This window comes from Georgenia sp. Z2081 (assembly GCF_055326445.1).
In genome coordinates, this window is record NZ_JBUZNK010000002.1 from 271,485 (window position 1) to 295,078 (window position 23,594).

At 72.1% G+C, this 23,594-nt stretch carries 18 protein-coding genes; 16 read left to right on the top strand and 2 right to left on the bottom strand.

The window, feature by feature from the left end; all coding sequences use genetic code 11:
• The first annotated feature begins 167 nt into the window (after positions 1 to 167).
• From ACZLKG_RS05580 to ACZLKG_RS05655, 16 genes are all read left to right on the top strand, one after another.
• Complete coding sequence (locus tag ACZLKG_RS05580; protein WP_425709025.1) at positions 168 to 1,166, top strand: sugar-binding transcriptional regulator; 999 nt, start codon at positions 168 to 170, stop codon at positions 1,164 to 1,166.
• A 220-nt stretch (positions 1,167 to 1,386) separates the two neighbouring features.
• Entirely contained in the window at positions 1,387 to 1,872 is a 486-nt protein-coding gene (locus ACZLKG_RS05585; RefSeq protein ID WP_463648198.1) for a ribose-5-phosphate isomerase, read from the top strand.
• Positions 1,873 to 2,036: 164 nt separating this feature from the next.
• The gene (locus ACZLKG_RS05590) at positions 2,037 to 3,023 is read left to right on the top strand and encodes a hypothetical protein (protein WP_463648199.1); all 987 of its coding nucleotides are present in this window, start codon (positions 2,037 to 2,039) and stop codon (positions 3,021 to 3,023) included.
• A 114-nt stretch (positions 3,024 to 3,137) separates the two neighbouring features.
• Complete coding sequence (locus tag ACZLKG_RS05595) at positions 3,138 to 3,992, top strand: HAD-IIA family hydrolase (RefSeq protein WP_425709022.1); 855 nt, start codon at positions 3,138 to 3,140, stop codon at positions 3,990 to 3,992.
• 98 nt (positions 3,993 to 4,090) lie between these two features.
• Positions 4,091 to 5,656, top strand: a complete 1,566-nt coding sequence (locus tag ACZLKG_RS05600) for an FGGY-family carbohydrate kinase (protein WP_463648200.1) — start codon at positions 4,091 to 4,093, stop codon at positions 5,654 to 5,656.
• A 44-nt stretch (positions 5,657 to 5,700) separates the two neighbouring features.
• Complete coding sequence (locus ACZLKG_RS05605) at positions 5,701 to 7,068, top strand: sn-glycerol-1-phosphate dehydrogenase (protein ID WP_463648201.1); 1,368 nt, start codon at positions 5,701 to 5,703, stop codon at positions 7,066 to 7,068.
• A 103-nt stretch (positions 7,069 to 7,171) separates the two neighbouring features.
• A complete protein-coding gene (locus tag ACZLKG_RS05610) occupies positions 7,172 to 8,857 on the top strand; it encodes a ribulokinase (RefSeq protein WP_463648220.1) in 1,686 nt (561 codons plus the stop codon).
• 41 nt (positions 8,858 to 8,898) lie between these two features.
• Positions 8,899 to 9,603: an L-ribulose-5-phosphate 4-epimerase gene (locus ACZLKG_RS05615; RefSeq protein ID WP_463648221.1), complete on the top strand. Its 705-nt coding sequence runs from the start codon at positions 8,899 to 8,901 to the stop codon at positions 9,601 to 9,603.
• Positions 9,604 to 9,635: 32 nt separating this feature from the next.
• Positions 9,636 to 10,700, top strand: coding sequence for an NAD(P)H-dependent glycerol-3-phosphate dehydrogenase (locus ACZLKG_RS05620; protein ID WP_425709017.1), 1,065 nt, complete (start codon positions 9,636 to 9,638; stop codon positions 10,698 to 10,700).
• Complete coding sequence (locus ACZLKG_RS05625) at positions 10,697 to 12,208, top strand: xylulokinase (protein WP_425709016.1); 1,512 nt, start codon at positions 10,697 to 10,699, stop codon at positions 12,206 to 12,208. Before ACZLKG_RS05620 ends, ACZLKG_RS05625 begins: the two co-directional genes overlap by 4 nt.
• Before the next feature lie 162 nt (positions 12,209 to 12,370).
• Entirely contained in the window at positions 12,371 to 13,405 is a 1,035-nt protein-coding gene (locus tag ACZLKG_RS05630; protein ID WP_463648202.1) for an NAD(P)H-dependent glycerol-3-phosphate dehydrogenase, read from the top strand.
• 46 nt (positions 13,406 to 13,451) lie between these two features.
• Entirely contained in the window at positions 13,452 to 14,237 is a 786-nt protein-coding gene (locus ACZLKG_RS05635; protein ID WP_425709014.1) for a DeoR/GlpR family DNA-binding transcription regulator, read from the top strand.
• 169 nt (positions 14,238 to 14,406) lie between these two features.
• Positions 14,407 to 15,462: an alcohol dehydrogenase catalytic domain-containing protein gene (locus ACZLKG_RS05640; RefSeq protein ID WP_425709013.1), complete on the top strand. Its 1,056-nt coding sequence runs from the start codon at positions 14,407 to 14,409 to the stop codon at positions 15,460 to 15,462.
• A 143-nt stretch (positions 15,463 to 15,605) separates the two neighbouring features.
• Positions 15,606 to 17,297: a dihydroxyacetone kinase family protein gene (locus ACZLKG_RS05645; protein WP_425709012.1), complete on the top strand. Its 1,692-nt coding sequence runs from the start codon at positions 15,606 to 15,608 to the stop codon at positions 17,295 to 17,297.
• Positions 17,298 to 17,720: 423 nt separating this feature from the next.
• Positions 17,721 to 18,572, top strand: a complete 852-nt coding sequence (locus ACZLKG_RS05650) for an SDR family NAD(P)-dependent oxidoreductase (protein WP_463648203.1) — start codon at positions 17,721 to 17,723, stop codon at positions 18,570 to 18,572.
• A 171-nt stretch (positions 18,573 to 18,743) separates the two neighbouring features.
• On the top strand, positions 18,744 to 20,306 hold the full coding sequence (locus ACZLKG_RS05655) for an FGGY-family carbohydrate kinase (protein ID WP_463648204.1): 1,563 nt from the start codon (positions 18,744 to 18,746) through the stop codon (positions 20,304 to 20,306).
• A 73-nt stretch (positions 20,307 to 20,379) separates the two neighbouring features.
• Here ACZLKG_RS05655 and ACZLKG_RS05660 read toward each other — a convergent pair whose 3' ends face one another.
• The gene (locus tag ACZLKG_RS05660; protein WP_463648205.1) at positions 20,380 to 22,224 is read right to left on the bottom strand and encodes a glycoside hydrolase family 13 protein; all 1,845 of its coding nucleotides are present in this window, start codon (positions 22,222 to 22,224) and stop codon (positions 20,380 to 20,382) included.
• On the bottom strand, positions 22,221 to 23,342 hold the full coding sequence (locus tag ACZLKG_RS05665; protein WP_425709010.1) for a LacI family DNA-binding transcriptional regulator: 1,122 nt from the start codon (positions 23,340 to 23,342) through the stop codon (positions 22,221 to 22,223). The genes ACZLKG_RS05660 and ACZLKG_RS05665 overlap by 4 nt, the downstream gene beginning before the upstream one ends.
• Positions 23,343 to 23,594 lie beyond the last annotated feature (252 nt).

Below are 23,594 nucleotides of genomic sequence, written 5' to 3' on the forward strand. Positions count from 1 at the left end.
GCGCGACTCGGGTGTGAGTGCTGTCGTGTTCACGTGCTCGCTCCTCCATCGGCTCGTGCGTCGACGCCTGAGGATCGCATCCACCGCGTCGTGTTGATCCTTAGGATGGTCGCCATCGCACATCCGCACAACTCAGGTGGGCGGACGTGCACGACGACGGAGGACCGGTGGACGAGCGTGACCGCGAGCGGGAGGTCTTCGAGGCTGCCTCGATGTACTACCTGCAGGACGAGACCATGGAGACGATCGCTCGGCGCACGGGCGTGTCGCGCTCGACCGTCTCGCGACTGATCAAGCAGGCGCGCGCCTCGGGCATGGTGCGCATCGAGCTGCACCCGCCCGCCGAGATGGGGACGCGGGAGTCGATGGTGCTGCGCGACCTGTTCGGCGTGCAGACGCACGTGGTGACGGTGCGGCCGGCGTCCACCGAGGTGCAGCGGCTCGAGCAGGTGGCCCGCGTGGCCGGCCGGCTGGTGTCGGGCTGGATGCAGCCCGGCTCGGTGCTCGGCATCGCGTGGGGGAACACCATCGCCGCCGTGGTCGCGCAGTTCGTCGCCCGCGCCGCGCCGCGGTCGGCGGTCGTCCAGCTCAACGGCGCGGCCAACCCGACGACGACGGGCATCCCGTACGCCGGCGCCATCATGGAGGCAGCTGCGCGGGCCTTCGAGTCCTCGGTGCACCACTTCCCGGTGCCGGCCTTCTTCGACTACCCGGAGACCAAGCTCGCGATGTGGCGCGAACGGTCGCTCGCCGCGGTCCGCGCGCTCCAGGCACGGACCGACGTCGCGCTGTTCGGCGTCGGCGCCTTCACCGGGTCGCTCAGCTCCCAGGTCTACGCGGGCGGCTACCTCGACCAGACGGAGATCGCGAGCCTGCAGGCGGCAGGCGTCGTCGGCGACATCTGCACCGTGCTGCTGCGGGAGGACGGTACGTACGCGGACATCGCGACGAACGCCCGCGCGTCGGGGCCGTCGCCCGCGGCGCTGCGGCGCATCGGCCGCCGCGTGTGCGTGGTCTCCGGCAGTGCGAAGGTCCGCCCCACGCTCGGCGCGCTGCGTGCGGGTGCCGTGACCGACCTCGTCATCGACGAGCCGACCCTGCGGGCGCTCGCCGAGCGCATCTCGAGGTCCGGGCTGGCGCGCGGCAGGCCGCTGCCCCCGGTGTGAGGGAGGGGTCCGACGGGCACGAACCGCACCCCCGAAGGGACGGTGCGCGCGCAGATTCGCACGCATCGACGACACCCGTGCACTTCCGTTCACCATGGGTGAGCATCTGTCGAGCCCTTTGGTAGGGTCCCGAAGCAGATCGCGCCGCACGGGTGCGACGGGTGACGGAGCCCGAGAACCGTCACCCGAGAGGCGCGCAGGCGCCGGAACGGGAGGCGACATGGGCTGGCGGATAGTTGTCGGTTCGGACAACGCCGGGTACGAGTACAAGGAGGCCCTCAAGGCCGACCTCGAGGCGGACCCCAGGGTCGATTCGGTGATCGACGTCGGCGTCGGGGACAACTCCGACGCGAACCCCTACCCCAACATCGGTACGGCGGCCGGCGAGAAGGTCGCCGGCGGTGAGGCCGACCGCGCGCTGCTGGTGTGCGGCACCGGGATGGGCGTGGCGATGGCCGCGGGCAAGGTCCCGGGCATCCGGGCCTCGGTCGCGCACGACTCGTTCAGCGTCGAGCGTCTCATCAAGTCCAACAACGCGCAGGTCCTCACCTTCGGTCAGCGCGTCATCGGTCTCGAGCTGGCGCGCAAGCTCGCCGGCGAGTGGCTCGGCCACGAGTTCGACGAGAGCTCGGCGTCCGCCGACAAGGTCGCCGTGCTCAGCGACTACGAGAGCAAGAACCAGCAGGCGGGCTCCTCCGCCTCCTGACCCCTGCGCCCCGACCGGTATACCGGTCGGGGCGCGGACCTCGGGTCGCAGGGTCCCCCCGCGCGGCCCGGATCCGCCCTCGTCATCGTCCGACGTCGGCGGTCTGACACCGCAGTCACGACACTCCCCACGACGCCGTGGGGGAAGAGAGAGGTACCACCGACGTGGAAATCGACATCGTCTGGTTGATCGTCGCCTTTGCCGGAGGTGCGTTCGGCGCCGCCATCGGCGGGCAGACCGCATTCATCTTCACCGGCTTCGCGTTCCTGTTCGGGTTCTCCGCCCTGCTCGGCGGCGTGCCGGTGGCGCAGGACTTCATCGCCGTCTTCGCGTTCGGCCCGGTCTTCGGCCCGCACATCGCCTTCGCCGGTGGTGCGGCAGCGGCCGCGTACGCCGCGAAGCGGGGGTACTTCCCCGAGGGCGTGAACGGTCGTGACATCGTCACGCCGCTGGCCGGCTACCCGAAGGCCGACATCTTCATCGTCGGTGGTGTCTTCGGCATCCTCGGCTACGTCATGAACCAGTTCTTCACCTGGCTCTTCGGCCTGTGGGCACCCGAGGGCGAGGGCCTGCTGTTCACCACGGACACGGTCGCCCTGTCGGTCGTGGGTGTCGCCGTCGTCGCCCGTCTCGTGTTCGGCGTGAAGTCGCGCTCGCTGGTCGGTCCGTTCAAGGGTCACAGCCCGCTCTCGCTCAAGGACGGCACGCACTGGGTCGAGCACCAGGAGAAGTGGAGCATGTCGGCCCTGCACGGCCTGACCTCCGGTCTGCTCTTCGCGTTCGTCGCCGTGTGGCTCATCGGCAACGTCCCCACGGACAACCCGGCGTACACCAACATCGTCAGCCAGGTGTTCCTCATCGGCTGGGCGATCTCCGCCATCTCGCTGATCTTCCTCAGCCTGGGGCTGAAGACCCCGGTCACGCACCACATGACGATCCTCGCCGGCCTCGCGGCCGTCCAGCTGCTCACCGTCGTCGGCACCGACCCGTGGGTCGCCGTCGTCGTCGGTGGTCTCGCCGGCCTCTTCGGCGGTGTCCTCGGTGAGGCGTTCTCGCGGATCTTCAACGCCCGCGGCGACACGCACATCGACCCGCCGGCAGGTGCGATCTTCATCGGGACCACGCTCATCTACCTGGTCACCACGATCTGATCACCGCTCCGGGGCGGGGGCCGAGGCCCTCGCCCCGGAGTCGTCCCGGCACCGCAGGGACGCGCGCCGCCGGGCCACGTCCGCCGTACCGCACACGCAGAAGGGCAGCACCACATGATCGACCAGGCCGGTCCCACCGGTTTCTACGAGGCCTACGTCTTCGACATGGACGGGACGATCTACCTGGGCGACCACCTCCTCCCGGGTGCGAAGCGACTCATCGAGGAGCTCCACCGGCGCGAGCTCCCGGTCCGGTTCCTGTCGAACAACCCCACCAAGGACCCCGCCGAGTACGCGACCAAGCTCGAGGGCCTCGGGCTGCCGACCCCGGTCGACGAGATCGCCAACACGGTCGTGACGACCGTGCGGTGGCTCCAGGCCCACCACCCCGACGCGACCGTCTTCCCCATCGCGGAGCCCCCGCTCCTGCGGGCGCTCGACGCCGCCGGGATCCGGCGATCCGAGGATCCCGCGGAGATCGACATCGTCATCGCGTCCTACGACCGGACCTTCGACTACCGCAAGCTGCAGATCGCGTTCGACGCGATCTGGTTCCACGAGCGGGCGTTCCTCATCACGACGAACCCCGACCGCTACTGCCCGTTCCCGGGCGGCCGTGGCGAGCCCGACGCCGCCGGCATCGTCGCCGCCATCGAGGCGACGACCGGGGCCACGCTGCAGGCCAACATGGGCAAGCCCGAGGGAGCGATGCTCGAGGCGGCCCTCGTGGGCCTCGACGTCGACCCGTCGCGCTGCATGATGGTCGGCGACCGCCTCGCGACCGACATCGGCATGGCCGTGCGCACGTCGATGGCGTCCACGCTCGTCCTCACCGGTGACAACACCCTCGACGACGCCGAGGCGCTGCCGGCCGAGGAGCAGCCCACCTTCGCGCTGAGCCGCATCGACCACCTGATCCCCGCCGCCGAACGGGAGGCGCTCGGCTGGACCGACGACGACACCGACTGACCAGGCACCGACCGACCAGATCCGGCGCGGCCGCGCCGACCCCCACCGACCGCCCGCGCGAGGTCGCGCGGGAGGACGTCCAGCGAAGAGAGGCGACGATGTCTGCTCGTACCCCCACCGGCCCGTTCGTCATGGGCATCGACTTCGGCACCGAGAGCTGCCGGGTCGGGATATTCGACCTCGTCGGTCGGCCCGTCGTCTTCGCGGCGACGACCTACCGCACGACCCACCCCCGCCCGGGCTGGGCGGAGCAGTCCCCGACCGACTGGTGGGAGGCGCTCAAGGCGTCGACCGCCAAGGCGATGCGCGAGTCCGGCCTGGCCGGTCGCGACATCAAGGGCATCTCCTACGACGCGACGACGATGACGGTCGTCGCCATGGACCGGACCGGCACGGCCCTGCGCCCCGCGATCATGTGGATGGACGTGCGGGCCACCGAGCAGGCCCAGCGCGTCGTCGGGCACCCCTCGCCGGCCACGCGGTACACCGGTGACGGCACGCTCCCGCCGACCGCCGAGTGGTACCCGTTCAAGGCGGCCTGGCTCAAGGAGAACGAGCCCGACACGTACGACGCCGCGTACCGTCTCATCGACGCGCCCGACTGGTTGACCTACCAGCTCACGGGCCAGTGGACCCTCAACATCAACACGGCCGCGCACCGGTCCTACTACGACCGCGACAACGGCGGCTGGCCGGTGGACCTCTACGAGGCGGCCGGCGCCGGCGACGTGTTCGACAAGCTCCCCGAGACCGTCAACGACCTGGGCGTGGCAGTCGGCGGCCTCACCTCCCACGCCGCCGAGGAGCTCGGGCTGACGCCGGGGACGCCCGTCGCGCAGGGCGGCGGCGACGCCTGGCACGGCCAGATCGGCCTGGGCGTCCTCAGCCCCGGCAAGATGACCCTCGTGACGGGCTCCAGCCACGTGATGTCCGGCCAGAGCGCCGAGCCGATCTCGGGACCGGGGTTCTTCGGCGGGTACGTCGACGGCGTGGTCCCCGGCCAGTACACGGTCGAGACCTCGCTGACGTCCTCCGGCTCCGTCCTCAAGTGGTTCCGGGACGAGTTCTGCCAGGACATCGTCGACGCCGCCGAGCGCACCGGCCTCAACCCCTACGACGTGCTCAACGCCCAGGCGCGCGACATCCCGCCCGGGTCCGACGGCGTGATCTTCACCGAGTACTTCCAGGGCAACCGCACGCCGTACTCCGACTCCAAGGCGCGCGGCACCGTCTCCGGCCTGTCGCTCTCCCACACCCGGGCACACCTGTACAAGGCCGTCCAGGAGTCGGTCGCCTACGGCGTCGAGCTCAACATGCGGGGGCTGCGCGAGGGCGGCCTCGAGGTCGAGGAGTTCGTCGCCGCCGGCGGCGCGCTCAAGTCCGGGGACTGGATCCAGATGCACGCCGACGTCACCGGCGTGCCGATCACGCTCACCGAGGTCGGCGACGCCGTCACCCTCGGTTCCTGCATCCTCGCCGCGACCGGCGCAGGCCTGCACCCCTCGGTCCAGGAGGCCGCCGAGGCGATGGTGCACACGCGCGCGCGGCTCGAGCCGAACAAGGCCCGCCACGAGGAGTACTCCTTCTACGTCGACCAGTACGCGAAGCAGTACCCGGCGCTGCAGGGGCTCATCCACGACACCGTCGACCACGTCGCCGGCTGAACCGCCGCGCACCACCAAGCCCACGCCGAGAAGGAGAAGCTGTCATGACCGAGGACCTGATCGCCACCGCACTGAGCACCGCCACCGACACCAAGGCGATCGTCCACGGACGAGGGGTGGTGGACCGGACCGGGGACGTGTTCGCCGAGCAGTTCCCGGGCCGGCGCGGCATCGTGGTGGCCGACGGCAACACGTGGGACCTCGCCGGGGAGGCGGTGACGGCGTCGCTGCGCGCCGCCGGTATCGACCTCGACGAGCCCTACGTGTTCCCGGGCGTCCCGACCCTGTACGCGGGCTACGAGAACGTCGAGCTGATCCGTGAGCACCTGCGGGGCACCGACGCGGTCGCCTGCTCGATCGGCGCGGGCACGCTCAACGACATCGTCAAGCTCGCCTCGGGCGAGCTCGAGCGCCCCTACATGAACGTCTGCACGGCCGCCTCGATGGACGGCTACGCGGCGTTCGGCTCGTCCATCACCAAGGACGGCTTCAAGATCACCCGCAACTGCCCGGCACCGACGGCCCTGGTCGCCGACCTCGACCTCATGGCGACGGCCCCGCAGCGCCTCACCGCCACCGGGTTCGGCGACCTCGTCGAGAAGGTCCCCGCCGGCGCCGACTGGATCATCTCCGACATCCTCGGGGTCGAGCCCGTCGACGAGTACGTGTGGGGCCTGGTCCAGGGCCCGCTGCGCGAGTCCCTCTCGCGTCCCGCCGACCTGGCCACCTCCGACCCCGACGCGCTCGCCGGCCTCGCCGAGGGCCTGCTGATGTCCGGCCTGGCGATGCAGGCCCACCAGAGCTCGCGGCCGGCCTCCGGCGCGGGCCACCAGTTCTCCCACACCTGGGAGATGGAGGGGCACGGCCTGGACTGGGAGCCGCCCCTCTCGCACGGGTTCAAGGTCGGCCTCGGCACGGTGGCCATCTGCGCCCTGTTCGAGGTGGCGCTCACCAAGGACGTTCCCGGCATCAACATCGACGCCCTGGTCACCGCCTGGCCCTCGCGCGAGGAGATGGAGGCCCGGGTGCGCGCCATGCACACGGCGGAGCGCGCCGCGCCGCTCGTCGAGCCGGCCGTGGAGCAGACGCTGAAGAAGTACCTCGAGCCCGAGGAGCTGCGCGCGCGGCTCGAGCTCGTCGTCGAGCAGTGGCCGACCATCGTCAGCCGCTGCCGCGAGCAGCTCGTCCCGGCCGCCGATGCCCGCGAGATGCTCCGGGCCGTCGGGGCGGTCTACCACCCGGAGCAGATCGACATCGACATGGAGCGGTTCCGGCTCACCTACTACCGCGCGCAGACGATCCGCTCGCGCTACACGATCCTCGACCTCCTGCTCGAGGTCGGCCTGCTCGAGGAGTGCGTCGAGGAGCTCTTCGGGCCGGACGGCTACTGGGCCCGGGACGACGCACGCTGAACGGTCGGGGGCCCGGACCGGCGGGAGCCGGGCCCCGCCGACCGCGCTCGTCCGCTCCCGCCACCCACGTCGGCGTCATCCTGAGCGCCGGGAGGAAGGCATCATCGTGACCAAGGACAGCAAGTTCGTCATCGGTATCGACTTCGGCACGCTCTCCGGACGCGCGAGCATCATCCGGGTCAGCGACGGCCTCGAGAAGGGCTCCTCGATCATCGTCGACTACCCGCACGCGGTCATGGACCGCACGCTCGACGCCGCGGACGGTTCGAAGCTCCCGCCCGAGTTCGCGCTGCAGGACCCGGACGACTACATCCACGTGCTCAGGAAGGCCGTGCCCGCGGCCATGAACGACGCCGACATCACGCCCGACCAGGTCGTCGGGGTGGGCATCGACTTCACCTCCGCGACCGTCGTCGCCGCCAAGGAGGACGGCACCCCGCTGTGCACGCTCGAGGAGTTCCGCAACCGGCCCCACGCCTGGGTCAAGCTGTGGAAGCACCACGGCGGCCAGGAGCAGGCCACGCGCATCGTCGAGGTGGCCAAGGAGCGCGGCGAGACCTGGCTCGGACGCTACGGGAACACCATCTCCTCCGAGCTGCTCCTGCCCAAGGTCCTGGAGACCCTCGAGGAGGACCCGGAGGTCTACGCGGCCACCGACGTCTTCGTCAACGCCCTGGACTGGATCGTCTGGAGGATGACCGGCACGCTCGTCCAGTCCGCCGGCGACTCCGGCTACAAGCGCATGTACCAGGACGGGCAGTACCCCTCGCGCGAGTACCTCGAGGCGCTCAACCCCGACTTCGGCGGTGTCTTCGAGGAGAAGATGTCCGCGCCCGTCGCGCCGCTGGCGTCGAAGGCCGGCGAGCTGAACGAGGAGTTCGCGAAGCTCATGGGCCTCGACGCCGGGACCGCGGTCGCGGTCGGCAACATCGACGCCCACGTCACCGCCGCCGCGGTCAAGGCCGTCGAGGCCGGCCAGCTCACCGCGATCCTCGGCACCTCCGCCGTATACGTCGTCTCTGGACCGGAGCTCGTCGAGGTGCCCGGCATGTTCGGCGTCGTCGACGGCGGCATCGTCGACGGCCTGTGGGGCTTCGAGGGCGGCCAGTCCGCCGTCGGCGACATCTTCGGCTGGTTCGTCGACCACAGCGTCCCGCCCGAGTACCACGAGGCCGCGAAGAAGGCGAAGAAGTCGGTCCACGACTACCTCACCGACCTCGGGGCGAAGCAGGAGATCGGCGAGCACGGTCTGGTCGCCCTTGACTGGCACGGCGGCAACAGGTCGGTGCTCGTGGACACGGACCTGTCCGGCCTGATGATCGGCACCACGCTGACCACGCGCCCGGAGGACCAGTACCGCGCGCTGCTCGAGTCGACGGCGTTCGGCGCCCGCATGATCGTCGACACCTTCAAGGAGCACGGCGTCGAGCTCACCGAATTCGTCGCCGCCGGCGGCCTGCTGAAGAACAAGTTCCTCATGCAGCTGTTCTCCGACGTCACCCGCCTGCCGATCTCGGTCGCGACGGCGGCGCACGCCGGGGCACTCGGCTCGGCGGTCCACGCGGCCGTCGCGGCCGGTGAGTACGGCACCATCCAGGAGGCCTCGGAGGCCATGGGCGGCAAGGTCCGCAACGCCTACCTGCCCAGCGAGGCGCGCGCGAAGCTCTACGACGAGCTCTACGCCGAGTACGTCACCCTGCACGACTACTTCGGCCGGGGCGGCAACGAGCTCATGCACCGGCTCAAGGCGATCCGCGCCCGGGCGGCCGCCCGGGGCGCCACGAGGTGACCGTGGCGGACGTCGACACCCCGCGCGGGGAGGTCCCCGCCCTGGCGGACCTCCCGGCCGAGGTGCGCGACGACGTCGCCCGGGCGCGCGCGGAGGTCGCTGCCCTGCACGCCGAGCTGCCCCGTTGGGGGCTCGTCGTGTGGACCGCGGGCAACGTCTCGGCACGTGTGGCCGTCGAGGGGGGCGAGGACCTCATGGTCATCAAACCCTCCGGCGTCAGCTACGACGAGCTCGCTCCGGAGCTCATGGTCGTCACCGACCTGTGGGGCCGGGCGCTGAGCGAGCCGGACGCGTCCCGAGTGCTCAGCCCGTCGTCGGACACGGCCGCGCACGCCTACGTCTACCGGCACATGCCCGACGTCGGGGGAGTGGTGCACACGCACTCGACCTACGCCGTCGCGTGGGCCGCCCGGGGAGAGGCCGTGCCCTGCGCGCTCACGATGATGGCGGACGAGTTCGGCGGGGAGATCCCCGTCGGGCCGTTCGCGATCATCGGCGACGACTCGATCGGTCGCGGCATCGTCGAGACCCTGCGCGACCACCGCTCGCCGGCCGTGCTCATGCAGAACCACGGTCCGTTCACCATCGGGAAGGACGCACGGGCGGCCGTCAAGGCGGCCGTCATGTGCGAGGAGGTGGCGCGCACCGTCCACGTGTCGCGCCAGCTCGGTGAGCCCGTGCCCGTGCCCGACGACGCCGTCACGCGCCTCTACGAGCGCTACCAGGGCGTCTACGGTCAGAACTGAGAACCCCACCACCCGCGCGAAGGAGCACCCACATGACCACCGTCGTCGTCCTCGGGTCCGGCATCATGGCCACGGCGCTGACCTACCCGCTGCGCCAGAACGGCCACGAGGTCCGTCTCGTCGGCACGCACCTGGACCGGGACATCATCGAGTCGATCCGGACCACGGGCCGGCACCCCGACCTCGACCTCGTCGTCGAGGAGGGGATCGCCGCCTACCAGCTGGAGGAGGCCGAGCAGGCCTTCGACGGCGCGGACGTGGTGATGTCGGGGGTGAACTCCTTCGGCGTCGACTGGGTGGGTGAGCAGCTGGCCCGGCTCCTGCGGCCCGGCCAGACCGTCCTGTCGGTCACCAAGGGCATGCTCGCCGACGACGACGGCAACCTGGAGATGATCCCCGACGCCCTCAAGCGGATCGTCGGCGAGGAGCTCGCCGGCCAGGTGGACTGGGCCGCGATCGTCGGCCCGTCGATCGCCGGCGAGCTGGCGGTCGGCCACGACACCGCCGTCGTGTTCTGCGGCGACAAGGAGGACGTCGTCGAGCGCCTGGCGGACATGTTCCGCACGGACTACTACCACGTGTGGACGTCGACCGACTTCCTCGGTGCCGAGATCGGCGCCGCCACGAAGAACATCTACGCGTTCGCCGCCGGGTTCGGCGAGGGCCTCCAGCGGGCCGAGGGCGACGACGCGAACGACCGCTACCGCCGCCTCAACCTCACGGCGGCGATCTTCGCCCAGGGCGCCCAGGAGATGCACCGGTTCTACGAGATCCTCGGCGGCGACCCGAAGATGGTGTGGGGGCTGCCCGGCGTGGGCGACATGCACGTGACCTCGGCCGGGGGGCGCAACGTCAAGGCCGGCACCTATGTCGGCTCCGGCGTCCCGTTCTCCGAGGTGCGCGACTCCCTGATGAAGGGCGTCACCCTCGAGGGCGTCAACGCCATCCGCGTGGTCGGCGCGGCGATCGAGAAGCAGATCGATCGGGGCGTCCTCGAGGCGCACGAGTTCCCGCTGCTGCGCCACCTCCACGGGATCATCGCCCGCGACGAGCCGATCTCGCTGCCCTGGGACGAGTTCTTCGGGGGCCGGTCATGACCGACGACCCGCTGGTCATCGCCATCGACTCCTCGACGTCGGCCACCAAGGCCGTGGTGGTGGACCCCAGCGGCACCACCGTCAGCGAGGGCCGGGCCGACATCGACCTGCTCCAGCCCAGGATGAACCACTACGAGCACGACGCGCGGCAGTGGTGGTTCTCCACCGACGCGGCGGTCGGCAAGGCCGTCGGCGGGCTGAGCGCCGATCAGAAGGCACGCGTCGCGGCCGTCGCGATCACTCACCAGCGCGAGAGCTTCGTGCCGGTGGACGCGTCCGGCCGTCCGATCCGCAACGCCGTGCTGTGGCTCGACTCGCGCGCCGCCAAGCAGATCCGCGAGCACGGCTCGGACGAGATCCACCGGCTCTCCGGCAAACCCGGCGACACGACGCCCGCGCTGTACAAGATGATCTGGCTCAAGGAGAACGAGCCGGAGATCTTTCAGCGCGCGGCGAAGGTCGTCGACGTACACGCCTACCTCGTCCATGCGATGACCGGACGGTGGGTCTCCTCCCACGCGTCGGCCGACACGCTCGCGCTGTTCGACATCGAGGCGCTCGACTACTCCGAGCAGCTGCTCGAGCTCGCCGGCGTCACGCGCGAGCAGATGGCCGAGCTGGCCGCGCCGGGCGAGGTGGTCGGCGAGCTGGACCTCGAGGTCGCCCAGCACTGGGGGCTCAAGCACACCGTGCCGGTGATCTCCGGTCTCGGCGACGGGCAGGGCTCCGGCCTGGGCACCGCCGCGATCGAGCCCGAGGTCGCGTACATCAACATCGGCACGTCGATCGTCGCGGGGGTGCACTCCGCGGACTACCGCTACGGGCGCGAGTACCGCACCCTTGCCGCCGGGCTCGCCGGGCAGTACGTCCTGGAGATCGTGCAGAACTCCGGCTCGGTGCTCGCGAACTGGTTCCGCTCCGAGCTCGGTCGGCCCGAGCTCGACGGCCGGCCGGACCCCGAGCTGGAGGCGGCGGCCGCCAAGGTCCCGATCGGCGCCGAGGGCCTGCTCACGCTCCCGTACTGGAACGCCGTGCAGTCGCCGTGGTGGAACCCCGTGGCGAGCGGGGCGATGGTCGGGTTCGGCGGCAGCCACACGCGCGCCCACATGTATCGCTCGATCCTCGAGGGGACGGCCTACGAGCTGCGGCAGAACCTCGCCGGCATGCAGCGGGGGACCGGGACGCGGCTCACCGAGCTGCGGGCCACGGGCGGCGGGTCGCGCTCGGACCTGTGGACGCAGATCCTCGCGGACACCGTCGGGCTGCCGATCGTCGCCTCCGGCGTCGACGAGGTCTCCGCCCAGGGCGCCGCCGTGCTCGCGATGGCCCACACGGGGGTCCACGGCGACGTCGCGGCCACCGCCCGAGCCATGGCCAGGACCGGCCACGTCACCGAGCCCGACGAGCGTCGCGGCGAGGAGTACGCGCGCTGGGGCGACGCCCAGGCCACGCTCTACGAGCACCTCGAGCCGGTCTACGAGCGGCTCTGGGAGCTGGGGGGCGAGTGAACGGACGCGGGCCGGGGCAGGAGTGTCCCGGCCCGCGGCTTCGGCCTCCACGGGCCCACCCGATTCACGGGATGCCTGTTGTTTGTCACATCCGAAGTGTGGGATGATGCGGGCGGCTCGCGGTTGGGCCGACGAGGTTCACCGACGAATCGAGGCAGCGACATGACGACGATCACCATCCTCGGCGCAGGGGCCATGGGTTCCGCGCTCGCCACGCCCTATCGCGCCCAGGGCCACGAGGTCCGCCTGTGGGGGACCTGGCTCGACGACCACCTGCTCGACGCCGTCGAGGCGGGCGAGCCCCACCCGCGCACGCAGGTCCCCGTGGCCGAGGGCACCCGGCTCTTCCGGTCCGGCGAGATCGAGGCCGCCCTCGACGGGGCCGAGTACGTCGTCCTCGCCGTCGCGTCCGTCGGGGTCGAGAAGGTCGCCGAGCTGGCCCTGTCCGGCATCGCACGGGCACGGGTGCTCCTGCTCACCTCCAAGGGCTTCGCCCCGGACGCCGAGGGGCGCATCGAGCTCCTGCCCGACGCCGTGCGGCGCGTCGCCGCGGCGAGTGGCACGCCCCTGCCGCCGATCGTCGCCGTCGGCGGCCCGTGCAAGGCCAACGAGGTCGCCGCCGACCGCTGGACCGCGACCCTCTACGCGGGGAAGGACGAGGCGGTCGTCCGTGAGGTGGCGGCGGCGCTCAGCTCGACCACCTACCGGATCGAGCCGTCCGCGGACGAGGTGGGGCTCGAGGTCAGCGCGCCGATGAAGAACGTCTACGCGATCGCCCTCGGGCTCGCCGACGGTCTCCAGGAGGCCCACGGCGAGCCGTTCCACAACCTCAAGGCCGCCACCTTCGCCCAGGCGGTGCGCGAGATCGCGCTCCTCGGTCAGGCTCTCGGCGGCCGCGCCGAGACCGTCTACGGGCTCGCCGGCGTCGGCGACCTCGAGGTCACCGGTCTGTCCGGACGCAACAAGGTCTACGGCTCCCGGATCGGCGCCGGCGAGGAGGCCACGGAGGCCCTCGCCGCGATGGAGGCCGCCGAGCAGACCGTGGAGGGCGTGCCCGCCGCCGGTCTCGCGGTCCGGCTCGCCCGGCAGGTCGGCGGCGGGCTGCCCGAGCGCATGCCCCTGCTGTTCGCCGTCGCGGACGTCATCGGCGGCGCCGAGGACCCGGCCGGACGCGTCGCGGCCGCGGTGCTGTCGTGAGCCGGGTGCTCCCGGGTCGTCCCGCGGCGACCGGTGCGCGCGGCCGATGACGCAGGAGGACGCGCGGGGCGCCGGCGAGCTCAACCGCCGCCGCCACCGCCTGGCGGACATCGTGGTCGAGCGCGGCTCCGTCCAGGTCGAGGAGCTTGTCGCCGAGCTGGGCGTCTCGGCGATGACCGTCTACCGGGACCTGGCGGCGCTCGAGCAGCTGGGCCTGCTCGCGCGCTCGCGCGGCACGGTGACGTCCGTGGTCACCTCGCTCGTCGAGGCGTCGGCAGCCTACCGGCTCGCGCGTGACACGGAGGTCAAGGACGAGCTCGGCGCCGTCGCGGCCCGGCTCGTCGCCCCGGACAGCGTGCTTATGCTCGACGACTCGACGACCGGCCTGCACGTCCTGCGCGCGCTCGGCGCCACGAGCGGTCTCACGGTCATCACCCACTGCCAGTTCGTCGCCACCGCAGCCCAGGCGATGGAGGGGGTGCGGCTGCACATGGTCGGCGGACGCTGGACGCCGTGGGCGCAGGCCTACCACGGCCCGTCGACCGTGGCGGCGCTGCGCGAGCTCAGCGCCGACTGCTGCGTCATGTCGGCCACCGCGATCTGGGACGACGCGATGCACCACCCCGACGGCGACGTCACGGAGGTCAAGCGCGCCATGCTCGCGCGGTCGGTGCGCAAGATCCTCGTGGTCGACTCGAGCAAGTTCAGCCGGCGCGCGATGCACCGGGTCGCCGACCTCGCCCAGGTCGACGACGTGGTCGTCCCCTCCGCCCTGTCCGCCGAGCGGGTCGAGCACCTGCGCGACCTCGGCCTGCGGGTCCACGTGTCATGACCGCCGCACGAAGGGCCGTCCCGGCGCCGTCTGGCCACGGTACGACCGCGGGACCGCCGACCACCGGCGCACCGCCGGCCCTGACCATCCTGTCCGCCCCGTCCCCGTCACCCAAGGAGATCCCGATGCCGACGACGCACCAGATCCTCACCGACCCGAGGGCCGCCCGATGAGGGCCGTCGTCCTGCGCGGGAAGGGGGACGTCGTCCTCACGGAAGTGCCGACCCCGAGCCCGGGCCCCGGCGAGGTGCTGCTGAGGGTCGCCGCGAACACCGTGTGCGGCACCGACGTGCGGCTGCTGCGGGGGGAGAAGGACGCCCGGCCCGGGGTCGTGCTCGGCCACGAGGCGGCCGGCGTCGTCGCCGAGGTCGGCGACGGAGTGACCGCGGTGGAGGCCGGCGACCTGGTCGCGGTCCTGCCGACGATCTCGTGCGGCTCGTGCTTCTACTGCCGCCGCGACCTCGAGCACCACTGCGAGCAGGCCCGGCTGTTCGGCTACCAGGTCGACGGCGGCCTGGCCGAGTACCAGCTCGTGCCCGCCGACGCCGTCGCGCGCGGGAACCTCGTGCCGGCCCCGTCGGGCATGGACCCCGCACACCTCGCGCTGGCCGAGCCGCTCGCCTGCGTGCTCAACGGGCTGCGCGAGTACACCGTCGAGCTCGGCGACACGGTGCTCGTCATGGGGGCCGGCCCGATCGGGCTGCTCCACCTCCAGGTGGCGCTCCTGCGTGGCGCGCGCCACGTCGTCGTCACCAACCGCTCCGCCGAGCGGCGCCAGGTCGCGCTCGACATGGGCGCGACCCTCGCCCTCGACCCGGCCACCGACGACCTCGACGCCGAGCTGCGGGCGCTGACCGACGGCCGCGGCGCCGACGTCGCCGTCATCTCCATCGGTGCGCCCGAGCTGTTCAACGAGGCCTCCCGCCTCGTGCGCGTGGGCGGGCGCGTGAGCGCGTTCGCCGGGTTCCCCAAGGGCGGGACCGCCGTCATCGACCCGAACGACATCCACTACGGCCAGCTCACCGTCACCGGCGGCTCGAACTGCCGCCGGTCCGACTACCACGAGGCCGTCGGCCTGCTGGCGTCCGGCGCCGTCGACGGCTCGCGCTACGTCACCCACCGGTTCGACCTCGACCACGCGCTCGACGCCGTCGAGCTCACCGCTCAGCGGGGCGGGCTCAAGGTCGCCGTCGTCCCCGGCGGGACGACCGCCGCTGCGACCTGATCCGGCGCCGCGCCCTGACCGACCCGAGCACACCCGACCTGACCAGACCCGCCCCGACCAGCCACGTCCCGCCCCCGCACGTCCGTCCACCCATCCACCCATCTACCCATCACCCCCACCAGATCGACACCGAAGGAGCTGTCATGACCAAGCTCGTCAACGACCCGTCGGACTTCCCGGCCGAGCTCGTCGCCGGATTCGCTGCCGCGTTCCCCCACCACGTCCGTGAGGTGTACGGCGGCGTCGTCCGAGCCACCCGCACCCCGAAGGGCAAGGTCGCCGTCCTCACCGGCGGCGGGACGGGCCACTACCCGGCGTTCATGGGCTGGGTCGGCCCGGGCTTCGCCGACGGCGGCGTCACCGGGAACATCTTCGCGTCGCCGTCGGCCGCCCAGGCCGTGTCGGTCGCGAAGGCGGCCGAGCGCGGCGGCGGCGTCATCATCGGCTTCGGCAACTACGCCGGCGACGTCCTCCACTTCGGCGACGCCGTCGAGCGCCTGCGTGCCGACGGCATCGACGCCCGCGCGCTGGTCGTCACGGACGACATCGCCTCCGCGACCGAGGACGAGATCGACAAGCGCCGCGGCATCTCCGGCGACCTCCCGGTATTCAAGATCGCCTCCGCCGCGGCCGAGGAGGGCATGGACATCGACGAGGTCGAGCGCGTGTTCCGCCACGCCAACGACCGCACTCGGACCCTCGGCGTCGCGTTCTCGGGCTGCACCCTGCCCGGCTCGTCCGAGCCGCTGTTCACCGTGCCAGAGGGCCGGCTCGGCATCGGCCTCGGCGTCCACGGCGAGCCCGGCATCGACGAGACGGACCTCGGGACCGCCGACGAGGTGGCCACCACCCTCGTCGACACCGTGCTCAAGGAGCGTCCCGAGGGCGCCGACGGACGCGTCGTCGTCCTGTTCAACGGGCTCGGCACCGCGAAGTACGAGGAGATGTTCGTCGCCTACCGCACCATCGAGAGCCAGCTCGAGGCCGCCGGCCTCACCGTGGTCGACCGGCTCGTGGGCGAGCTCGTCACCTCGCTGGACATGGGCGGGGTCTCCTTGACGCTGGTGTGGGTCGACGACGAGCTCGAGCGGCTGTGGAAGGCCCCCTGCGACACGCCGACCGTGAAGATGGGGCAGATCGCCGGCGAGGAGCTCAGCGCCGAGGAGATCCAGCAGGTCGAGTCCGCCGAGCAGGCGATCCCCGACGCCGACGACGCCGGGAAGGCCGCCGCGGCACGCCTCGTCGAGGTGCTCTCGTCGGTGTCCGAGGCGCTCGCCGCGAAGAAGGAGGAGCTCGGTGAGCTCGACACGTTCGCGGGCGACGGCGACCACGGCACGGGGATGGCGCGCGGCTCGAGCGAGGCGCTCGCCTCGGCACGGGAGGCCGTCGACGCCGGAGCGGGCCTGCGCACCGCGCTCGGCCGGGCCGGCGAGACCTGGTCCGACCGAGCCGGCGGCACCTCGGGCGCGCTGTGGGGCGCACTGCTCAACGCGGCCGCAGGCGAGCTGTCCGACACCGGGTCGCCGAGCAACGCCGACCTCGTTCGGGCCGCCAAGGCCGCGGTGGACGCCGTCGCCCGCGTGGGCGGGGCGGTCGCGGGTGACAAGACGATGCTCGACGCACTGCTGCCCGCGATCGACGCCCTCGGCGAGGGCGACTGGGCGGCCGCCGCGGTGGCTGCCCAGCAGGGCTCGGAGTCGACCGAGCAGATGCGGCCCAAGCTCGGGCGCGCGCGTCCGCTCGCGGAGAAGTCCGTGGGGCACGCGGACCCCGGCGCGGTCTCCGCGGCGCTGGTCGTCCGCACGATCGCTCGGCACGCGGGCACGGCGCACTGAGGCGAGGCGCGGGACTCGGCGTCGAGATCGTGGTTGGAGCGAGCTGAGGAGACGGACCTCGCGCCGAGAGCGCGGTTGACGCGCCGAGAGTCAGGTCGGGGCGCCGAGTGGACACCCGCCGGGGGTCCATTCGGCGTCCCGACCGCGTCGTCGACGACGAACCGCGCCCTCGGCGCCTTGACCGCGCCCTCGGCGTTCCGACCGCGTCGTCGACGTGCCGGAGCCGGCAGTACTCAGTCCGCGCTGTTCTCCCGCACCGCCCGGACGGCGGTGTCGACCGGGACGGTGCCGTCGTCCTCGGTCCCCGGCCCACGGCGGCTGTGCACCGCGCTCACTTGAGCAAGTACCTGCGCCGGCTTCTCGGTGTCGCCGGCACCGTCCTAGCATCGATCAGATTCTCCGGCCGGCCCGTCGACCTCACCCGTGGACGACGATCGCGTCGGGGCGGTGCCGGCACTGCCGGCTGACGACCACGAGCCGGCACTGCCGGTCCAGGACGACAGTGAGGACGCGATGATCGGCATCGATCTCTCGGGCAAGGTCGCGCTCGTCACCGGTGCGTCGCGCGGGCTCGGGCGGAGCATCAGCCTGCTGCTCGCGGAGGCCGGGTGCAGCGGGGTGTCCGTCAACTACCACCAGAGCCGCGAGCGGGCGGAGTCGGTCGGCCGCGAGCTCGAGGAGCGCGGGGCCGAGGCGCTCCTCGTTCAGGCCGACGTCGGCGACGAGGACGACGTCCGGGAGCTCGTCGACCGCACCCGCGAACGGTTCGGGCGCATCGACATCCTCGTCAACAACGCGGGCAGCTGCCCGATCGGCACGTTCGACGACACCCCGGTGTCAGACGTCGACCTGGCGTACCGGACGATCGTGCGCTCGACCTTCCTCTGCACCCAGTCCGTCGTCCCCGTCATGCGGGAGCAGGGCGGTGGCCACATCGTCAACGTCTCCTCGACCTCCGGGCTCACCGGCGGCACGATGGGACCGGCGTACGGTCCCGCCAAGGCTGCGGTCGTCGCGCTGACCAAGTACTCCGCACGGACGCTGACCCAGGACGGCATCAAGGTCAACTGCATCGCGCCGGGCTACATGGACACCGACATGTACTACGAGGCCAACCCCGACCTCGACGTCCGGGCCCGGCGGGTGACGGACATCCCCCTCGGACGGGTCGCCCAGCCCGAGGAGGTGGCGAACGTCGTCCTCTACCTGGTGTCCGACCTCGCGAGCTATGTCGTCGGCGAGACCGTGCTCGTCTCGGGCGGACGAACGACGTGACCGGGCCGGCCCGGCGCGGTCCGAGGCTCCGGGACGGCTGAGAGCGTCCCGGTACGGGCCGGAGCTCCGGGACCAGATGGCGTCCCGGCCCGGCCCGCAGGATCCGGGGCCACGTGGTCGTGGCCCCGGAGAGCAGCATCACCATGGGTTCATTACAAGGAGGTATGAGCAATGGCTAGATACGTGTGCGGCATCGACGCGGGGACCACGGGGTGCACGGTCATGATCGTGGACCTCGAGGGCCACGTCGCCGGGACCGGCTACCGCGAGTACCCGTGCAGCTATCCGCAGGCCGGCCGGGTGGAGCAGGACATGGACGTGGTCTGGCAGGGGATCTGCGATGCCAGCACCGAGGTGCTCGCGGCGACGCAGATCGATCCGCGCGACATCGAGTCGGTGGGATTCTCCAGCCAGCGCGGGACGTTCGTGTGCATCGATGAGGACTGGCGCCCGCTCCACGACTCCATCGTGTGGAACGACAACCGCGGGTCGCACGACGAGATCGAGCACCTGCGGGCACGGATCTCCCCGGAGGAGTACCACGCGATCACGGGCACGGCCCTGTACGCCAACTGGTCGCTCCCGAAGATCATGTGGGTGAAGAACAACTGGCCGCACGTGTGGGAGAAGACCTGGAAGGTCGTCAACGGCCAGGAGTGGTTCCTCCACAGGCTCGGCTCCCGGGAGCTGTTCTCGGACCCGTCCTCACTCACGCTGAGCGGCATGATGGAGGTCGACACGCTCCAGTGGTCTCAGCGGATCTGCGACCTCGCGGGGATCCCGACGGAGCTGCTGCCTCCGATCGAGCCACCGATGAGGCAGGTCGGCCAGGTCTCCGCCGAGGCGTCGGCGGCGTCGGGCCTCGCCCAGGGGACCCCGATCTGCGTGGGCGGCGGCGACCAGCAGTGCGCCGCCGTCGGCTCGGGCGTCGTCCGTGAGGGGCTGGCCGAGATCACCGTGGGCACGGCGTCGGTCATGGTGGCGCACGTCGACTCGCGCAGGGCGGACCCGGGCTGTCAGGTCCTGCACGGCGGGCACGCCGTGCCGGGCCGGTGGGAGCTCGAGGGGGAGGCCGACTGCTCCGGCGCGGTCCTGCGCTGGTACCGGGACAACTTCGCCCAGGCCGAGCAGGACGCCGCCGCCGCGCGCGGCGTGAGCGCCTACGACCTCATCACCGAGCAGGCGGCCCAGGCGCCCGCCGGGTGCAAGGGCGCCCTGTTCTTCCCGTTCTTCGTCGGGCAGGTGACGCCGCGGTACGTCCACAACGCCCGCGGCGGCGCCCTGGGGCTGTCATTCATGCACGACCGCGCGATGGTGGCCCGCTCCGTGCTCGAGGGCAGCGCCTTCGAGATGCGGATGATCGTCGAGGCGATGGAGGACGTGATCGGCCAGCCGTTCGAGTCGATCAGGCTCTCCGGCGGCGGCGCCACGAGCGACCTGTGGAACCAGATCCAGGCGGACGTCTACGGCCGGCCGATCGAGCTGCTCCGCGTGCCGGAGTGCACCACGCTGGGCGCGGCCATCCTCGGCGCGGCAGCCACCGGGGTCTTCGGATCGATCGAGGAGGCGGTCGAGCACATGGTCCATCCCGTGGGCCACCTCGAGCCCGACCCCGCGAACCGGGAGCTCTACGACGAGCTATACGACGTCTTCCTCACGACCTTCGACGCGCTCACCGAGTCGGGCGCGTACGACAAGATCGCCGCCGTCCAGCACAAGTACTGGGGCAGCTGACTCGCGGTTCCCCGCGCCGGCGGCCGTCGCCGGCGTCCCGACCGCGGACCCGGCGAGCCGGAGCCGCCAGGACTCAGTCCGCGCGGTTCTCCCGCATCGCCCATACGGCGGTGTCGACCGGGACCGTCCCGTCCACGCCGGCCTGGGGCTGCGAGGCCAGGACCACCCGCCAGCCCTCGGGCAGGTGGACCGGCTCGCCGTCGGTGACGAGCACGACGAGGACCTCGCGACCGTCGGCACATCGGGACAGCAGAGCGAGGACGCCGTCGGCGCCGAGCCCGTCCTGGTCGCCGGCCGTGCCCGCCGCGCGGCCCGACGCGGGCAGGTCGACCTCTCCCGGCCCACCGGCGTCGACGAGCTCGAGCGACGCGCGGCCGAGACCGAGCTTGCGGCGCAACCGCAGCGCCTCGCGGTAGAGCTCGAGCGTCGAGCCGGCCACGCCCGCCTGCCGGTCCGCCGCCAGCGCGCGGAACTCCTCGGGCTGGGGCAACCACGAGGCGCCCGACGGCGAGAAGCCGAATGCCGGTGCGTCGGCCTCCCAGGGCAGCGGCACACGGCAGCCGTCGCGCCCGGCCTCGGCGCCGGCGGTGCGCGCGTACGCCGGGTCCTGACGGGCCTGCGCCGGCAGGTGGGTGTGCTCGGGCAGGCCGAGCTCCTCGCCCTGGTAGAGGTACGCCGAGCCGGGCAGAGCGAGCATGACCAGCGTGACCGCGCGGGCGCGGCGCAGCCCCAGGGCGGCGTCGGGCTGCGGGTCGTCCGCCGTGATCCCGTTCGGACCCTTGCCCGTGTCCTCGCGGGCGAGGCCGAGCCGGCTCGCGTGCCGCACGACGTCGTGGTTGGACATCACCCAGGTCGACGGCGCGCCCACGCGGTCCGCCGCGGCGAGCGACCCCCGGATCGCGGCGGCGTACGACCCTGAGTCGTAGCGGGTGGACAGGAAGCGGAAGTTGAACGCCTGGTGCATCTCGTCGGGCCGCACGTACCGCGCGAGACGTTCGTCGTCGTCGACCCAGGCCTCGGCCACGAGGATGCGCGCGGGGGAGTACTCGTCGAGGACGCGCCGCCAGGTCCGGTAGATCTCGTGGACGCCGTCGCGGTCCCACATCGGCGCGGGCGGGACGTCGGCCGGGTCGACGTCGGAGCCCGAGACCATGCGCAGGTGCCAGGGCCAGTCGGGCAGCCCCGCCTCCTTGACCAGGCCGTGTGCGACGTCGACCCGGAACCCGTCCACGCCCCGGTCGAGCCAGAAGCGCAGGATCGAGAGGAACTCCGCGCGGACCTCCGGGTGGTCCCAGTCGAGGTCGGGCTGCGAGCCGTCGAACAGGTGGAGGTACCACTGCGGGTCGTTGGCCCACGCGGAGCCCGGGGCGTCGGTCCGGTCGCGCACGCGGGTCCAGGCGATGCCGCCGAACACCGAGGTCCAGTCGTTCGGGGGCAGGTCGCCGTCGTCGCCCCTGCCGTCCCGGAAGAGGTACCGGTCGCGCTCCGGCGAACCGGGACCCGCGGCGAGGGCCGCGCGGAACCACGAGTGCTGGTCGGAGGTGTGGTTGGGGACGAGGTCGACGATCACCCGCAGCCCGAGCTCGTGCGCCCGGACCAGCAGGATCTCGGCGTCGTCGAGCGAACCGAGCACGGGGTCGACGTCGCGGTAGTCGGCGACGTCGTAGCCCGCGTCCTTCTGCGGCGACCGGTAGAAGGGCGAGAGCCAGATCGCGTCGACGCCCAGGTCCGCCAGGTGCTGGAGCCTGGCGGTGATCCCCGGCAGGTCGCCCATGCCGTCGCCGTCCGAGTCCGCGAACGAGCGCGGGTAGACCTGGTAGACGACGGCGTCGCGCCACCAGTGGTCACCGCCGCCGGAGCCGGCGGCGTGCAGGAGGGTGCCCGCCGGGCGGTCGTGGGGTGCGGCTGCGTCGGTCATCCGTCCTCGTCCTGTGCCGGGTTCGTCGGTGGTGCGGGTGGGGCCTCGGCGCCCGGTGCGGGCGACGGGTACGCGGGCGACGGGGAGGCGGTCGCCGCGGCCGGCGACTCCGGCGGAGCCGCGCCGGTCGAACGACGCACCACCAGCTCAGGGACGAACGTCAGCTCGGCGGCGCTCGGCGAACCGCCCCGGATCATCGCGACGAGCGTCGACACCGCCGCCTGGCACATCGCCGGCACCGGTTGACGGATGGTCGTCAGCGGCGGGTCGCTGAACCCCATGAGCGGCGAGTCGTCGTAGCCCACCACCGACACGTCCTCGGGCACCCGCAGGCCCGCCGCGCGGACCGCGCGCACGACCCCGAGCGCCATGAGGTCCGACGCCGCGACGACGGCGGTGCAGCCGGCCTGGAGAAGCTCGAGGCCGGCGGCGCGGCCGCCCTCGACCGTGAACAGGGTCGAGACCGTCGCCGGGTCCGGGTCGTCGACGTACCGGGCCGCCGCCGCACGGAAGCCGTCGATCTTGCGGGCGACCGGTACGAAGCGCGTCGGACCGACCGCCAGGCCGATCCGACGGTGCCCCTGCGCGGCGAGGTGCCGCACGGCCAGATCCATGGCGTCGGCGTCGTCGGCGGCGAACGCCGGCGCCGAGATGTCCGGGTTCGTCCCGTTGACCAGGACGAACGGGACGCGCCGGTCGACGAGCCGGTGGTAGCGAGCGGGATCGGCAGAGGTGTCGGCGTGGAGGCCGGAGACGAAGACGATCCCGTCGACGCCGTGCTCGAGCAGCATCTCGACGTAGTCGTCCTCGGTGGTCCCACCGGGGGACTGGGTGCACAGCAGCGGCGTGAGGTCGGAGCTGCTCAGCAGCGTCTCGATCTGCTGGGCGAACGCCGGGAAGATCGGGTTCGAGAGCTCGGGGACGATCAGGCCCACGAGCCCGGCCGAGCGCTGCCGGAGCGACGAGGGCCGCTCGTAGCCGAGGACGTCGAGGGCGGCGAGCACCTCGCGCCGGGTGGCCTCCGCCACCCCCGGACGACCGTTGAGCACCCGGGAGACCGTCGCGGTGGAGACGGCAGCCTGGTCGGCGACGTCGGTCAGCCGCGTCCGGGGCGTCATGCGACGCTCTCCGTCGTCGACGTGGTCGGTAGGCCCCGTGGAGGGCGGTGGAGGGTCATCGTGCGCTCCTCGTCGAGCGTCCCGCTCGCGCGGTCGTGGGGAAGAGGTGCAACGGCACCGTCTGGATTCCTGAAAGTTACTGCAAGTGGTTGCAGATCGCCAGTCGGCTGCGTACTGTGTGCCTCGATCCGCGAGGTGCGCAGCGATGAGCACGTCCGCGGAGACATCCCCGTCACCTTCACACACCTGGAG

Excerpts from the sequence above, each read along its gene's own strand:
- ACZLKG_RS05585 (WP_463648198.1), top strand. The coding sequence starts at position 1,387 with ATGGGCTGGCGGATAGTTGTCGGTTCGGACAACGCCGGGTACGAGTAC.
- ACZLKG_RS05595 (WP_425709022.1), top strand. The coding sequence starts at position 3,138 with ATGATCGACCAGGCCGGTCCCACCGGTTTCTACGAGGCCTACGTCTTC.
- ACZLKG_RS05600 (WP_463648200.1), top strand. The coding sequence starts at position 4,091 with ATGTCTGCTCGTACCCCCACCGGCCCGTTCGTCATGGGCATCGACTTC.
- ACZLKG_RS05605 (WP_463648201.1), top strand. The coding sequence starts at position 5,701 with ATGACCGAGGACCTGATCGCCACCGCACTGAGCACCGCCACCGACACC.
- ACZLKG_RS05620 (WP_425709017.1), top strand. The coding sequence starts at position 9,636 with ATGACCACCGTCGTCGTCCTCGGGTCCGGCATCATGGCCACGGCGCTG.
- ACZLKG_RS05625 (WP_425709016.1), top strand. The coding sequence starts at position 10,697 with ATGACCGACGACCCGCTGGTCATCGCCATCGACTCCTCGACGTCGGCC.
- ACZLKG_RS05630 (WP_463648202.1), top strand. The coding sequence starts at position 12,371 with ATGACGACGATCACCATCCTCGGCGCAGGGGCCATGGGTTCCGCGCTC.
- ACZLKG_RS05635 (WP_425709014.1), top strand. The coding sequence starts at position 13,452 with ATGACGCAGGAGGACGCGCGGGGCGCCGGCGAGCTCAACCGCCGCCGC.
- ACZLKG_RS05640 (WP_425709013.1), top strand. The coding sequence starts at position 14,407 with ATGAGGGCCGTCGTCCTGCGCGGGAAGGGGGACGTCGTCCTCACGGAA.
- ACZLKG_RS05645 (WP_425709012.1), top strand. The coding sequence starts at position 15,606 with ATGACCAAGCTCGTCAACGACCCGTCGGACTTCCCGGCCGAGCTCGTC.
- ACZLKG_RS05655 (WP_463648204.1), top strand. The coding sequence starts at position 18,744 with ATGGCTAGATACGTGTGCGGCATCGACGCGGGGACCACGGGGTGCACG.
- ACZLKG_RS05660 (WP_463648205.1), bottom strand. The coding sequence starts at position 22,224 with ATGACCGACGCAGCCGCACCCCACGACCGCCCGGCGGGCACCCTCCTG.
- ACZLKG_RS05665 (WP_425709010.1), bottom strand. The coding sequence starts at position 23,342 with ATGACGCCCCGGACGCGGCTGACCGACGTCGCCGACCAGGCTGCCGTC.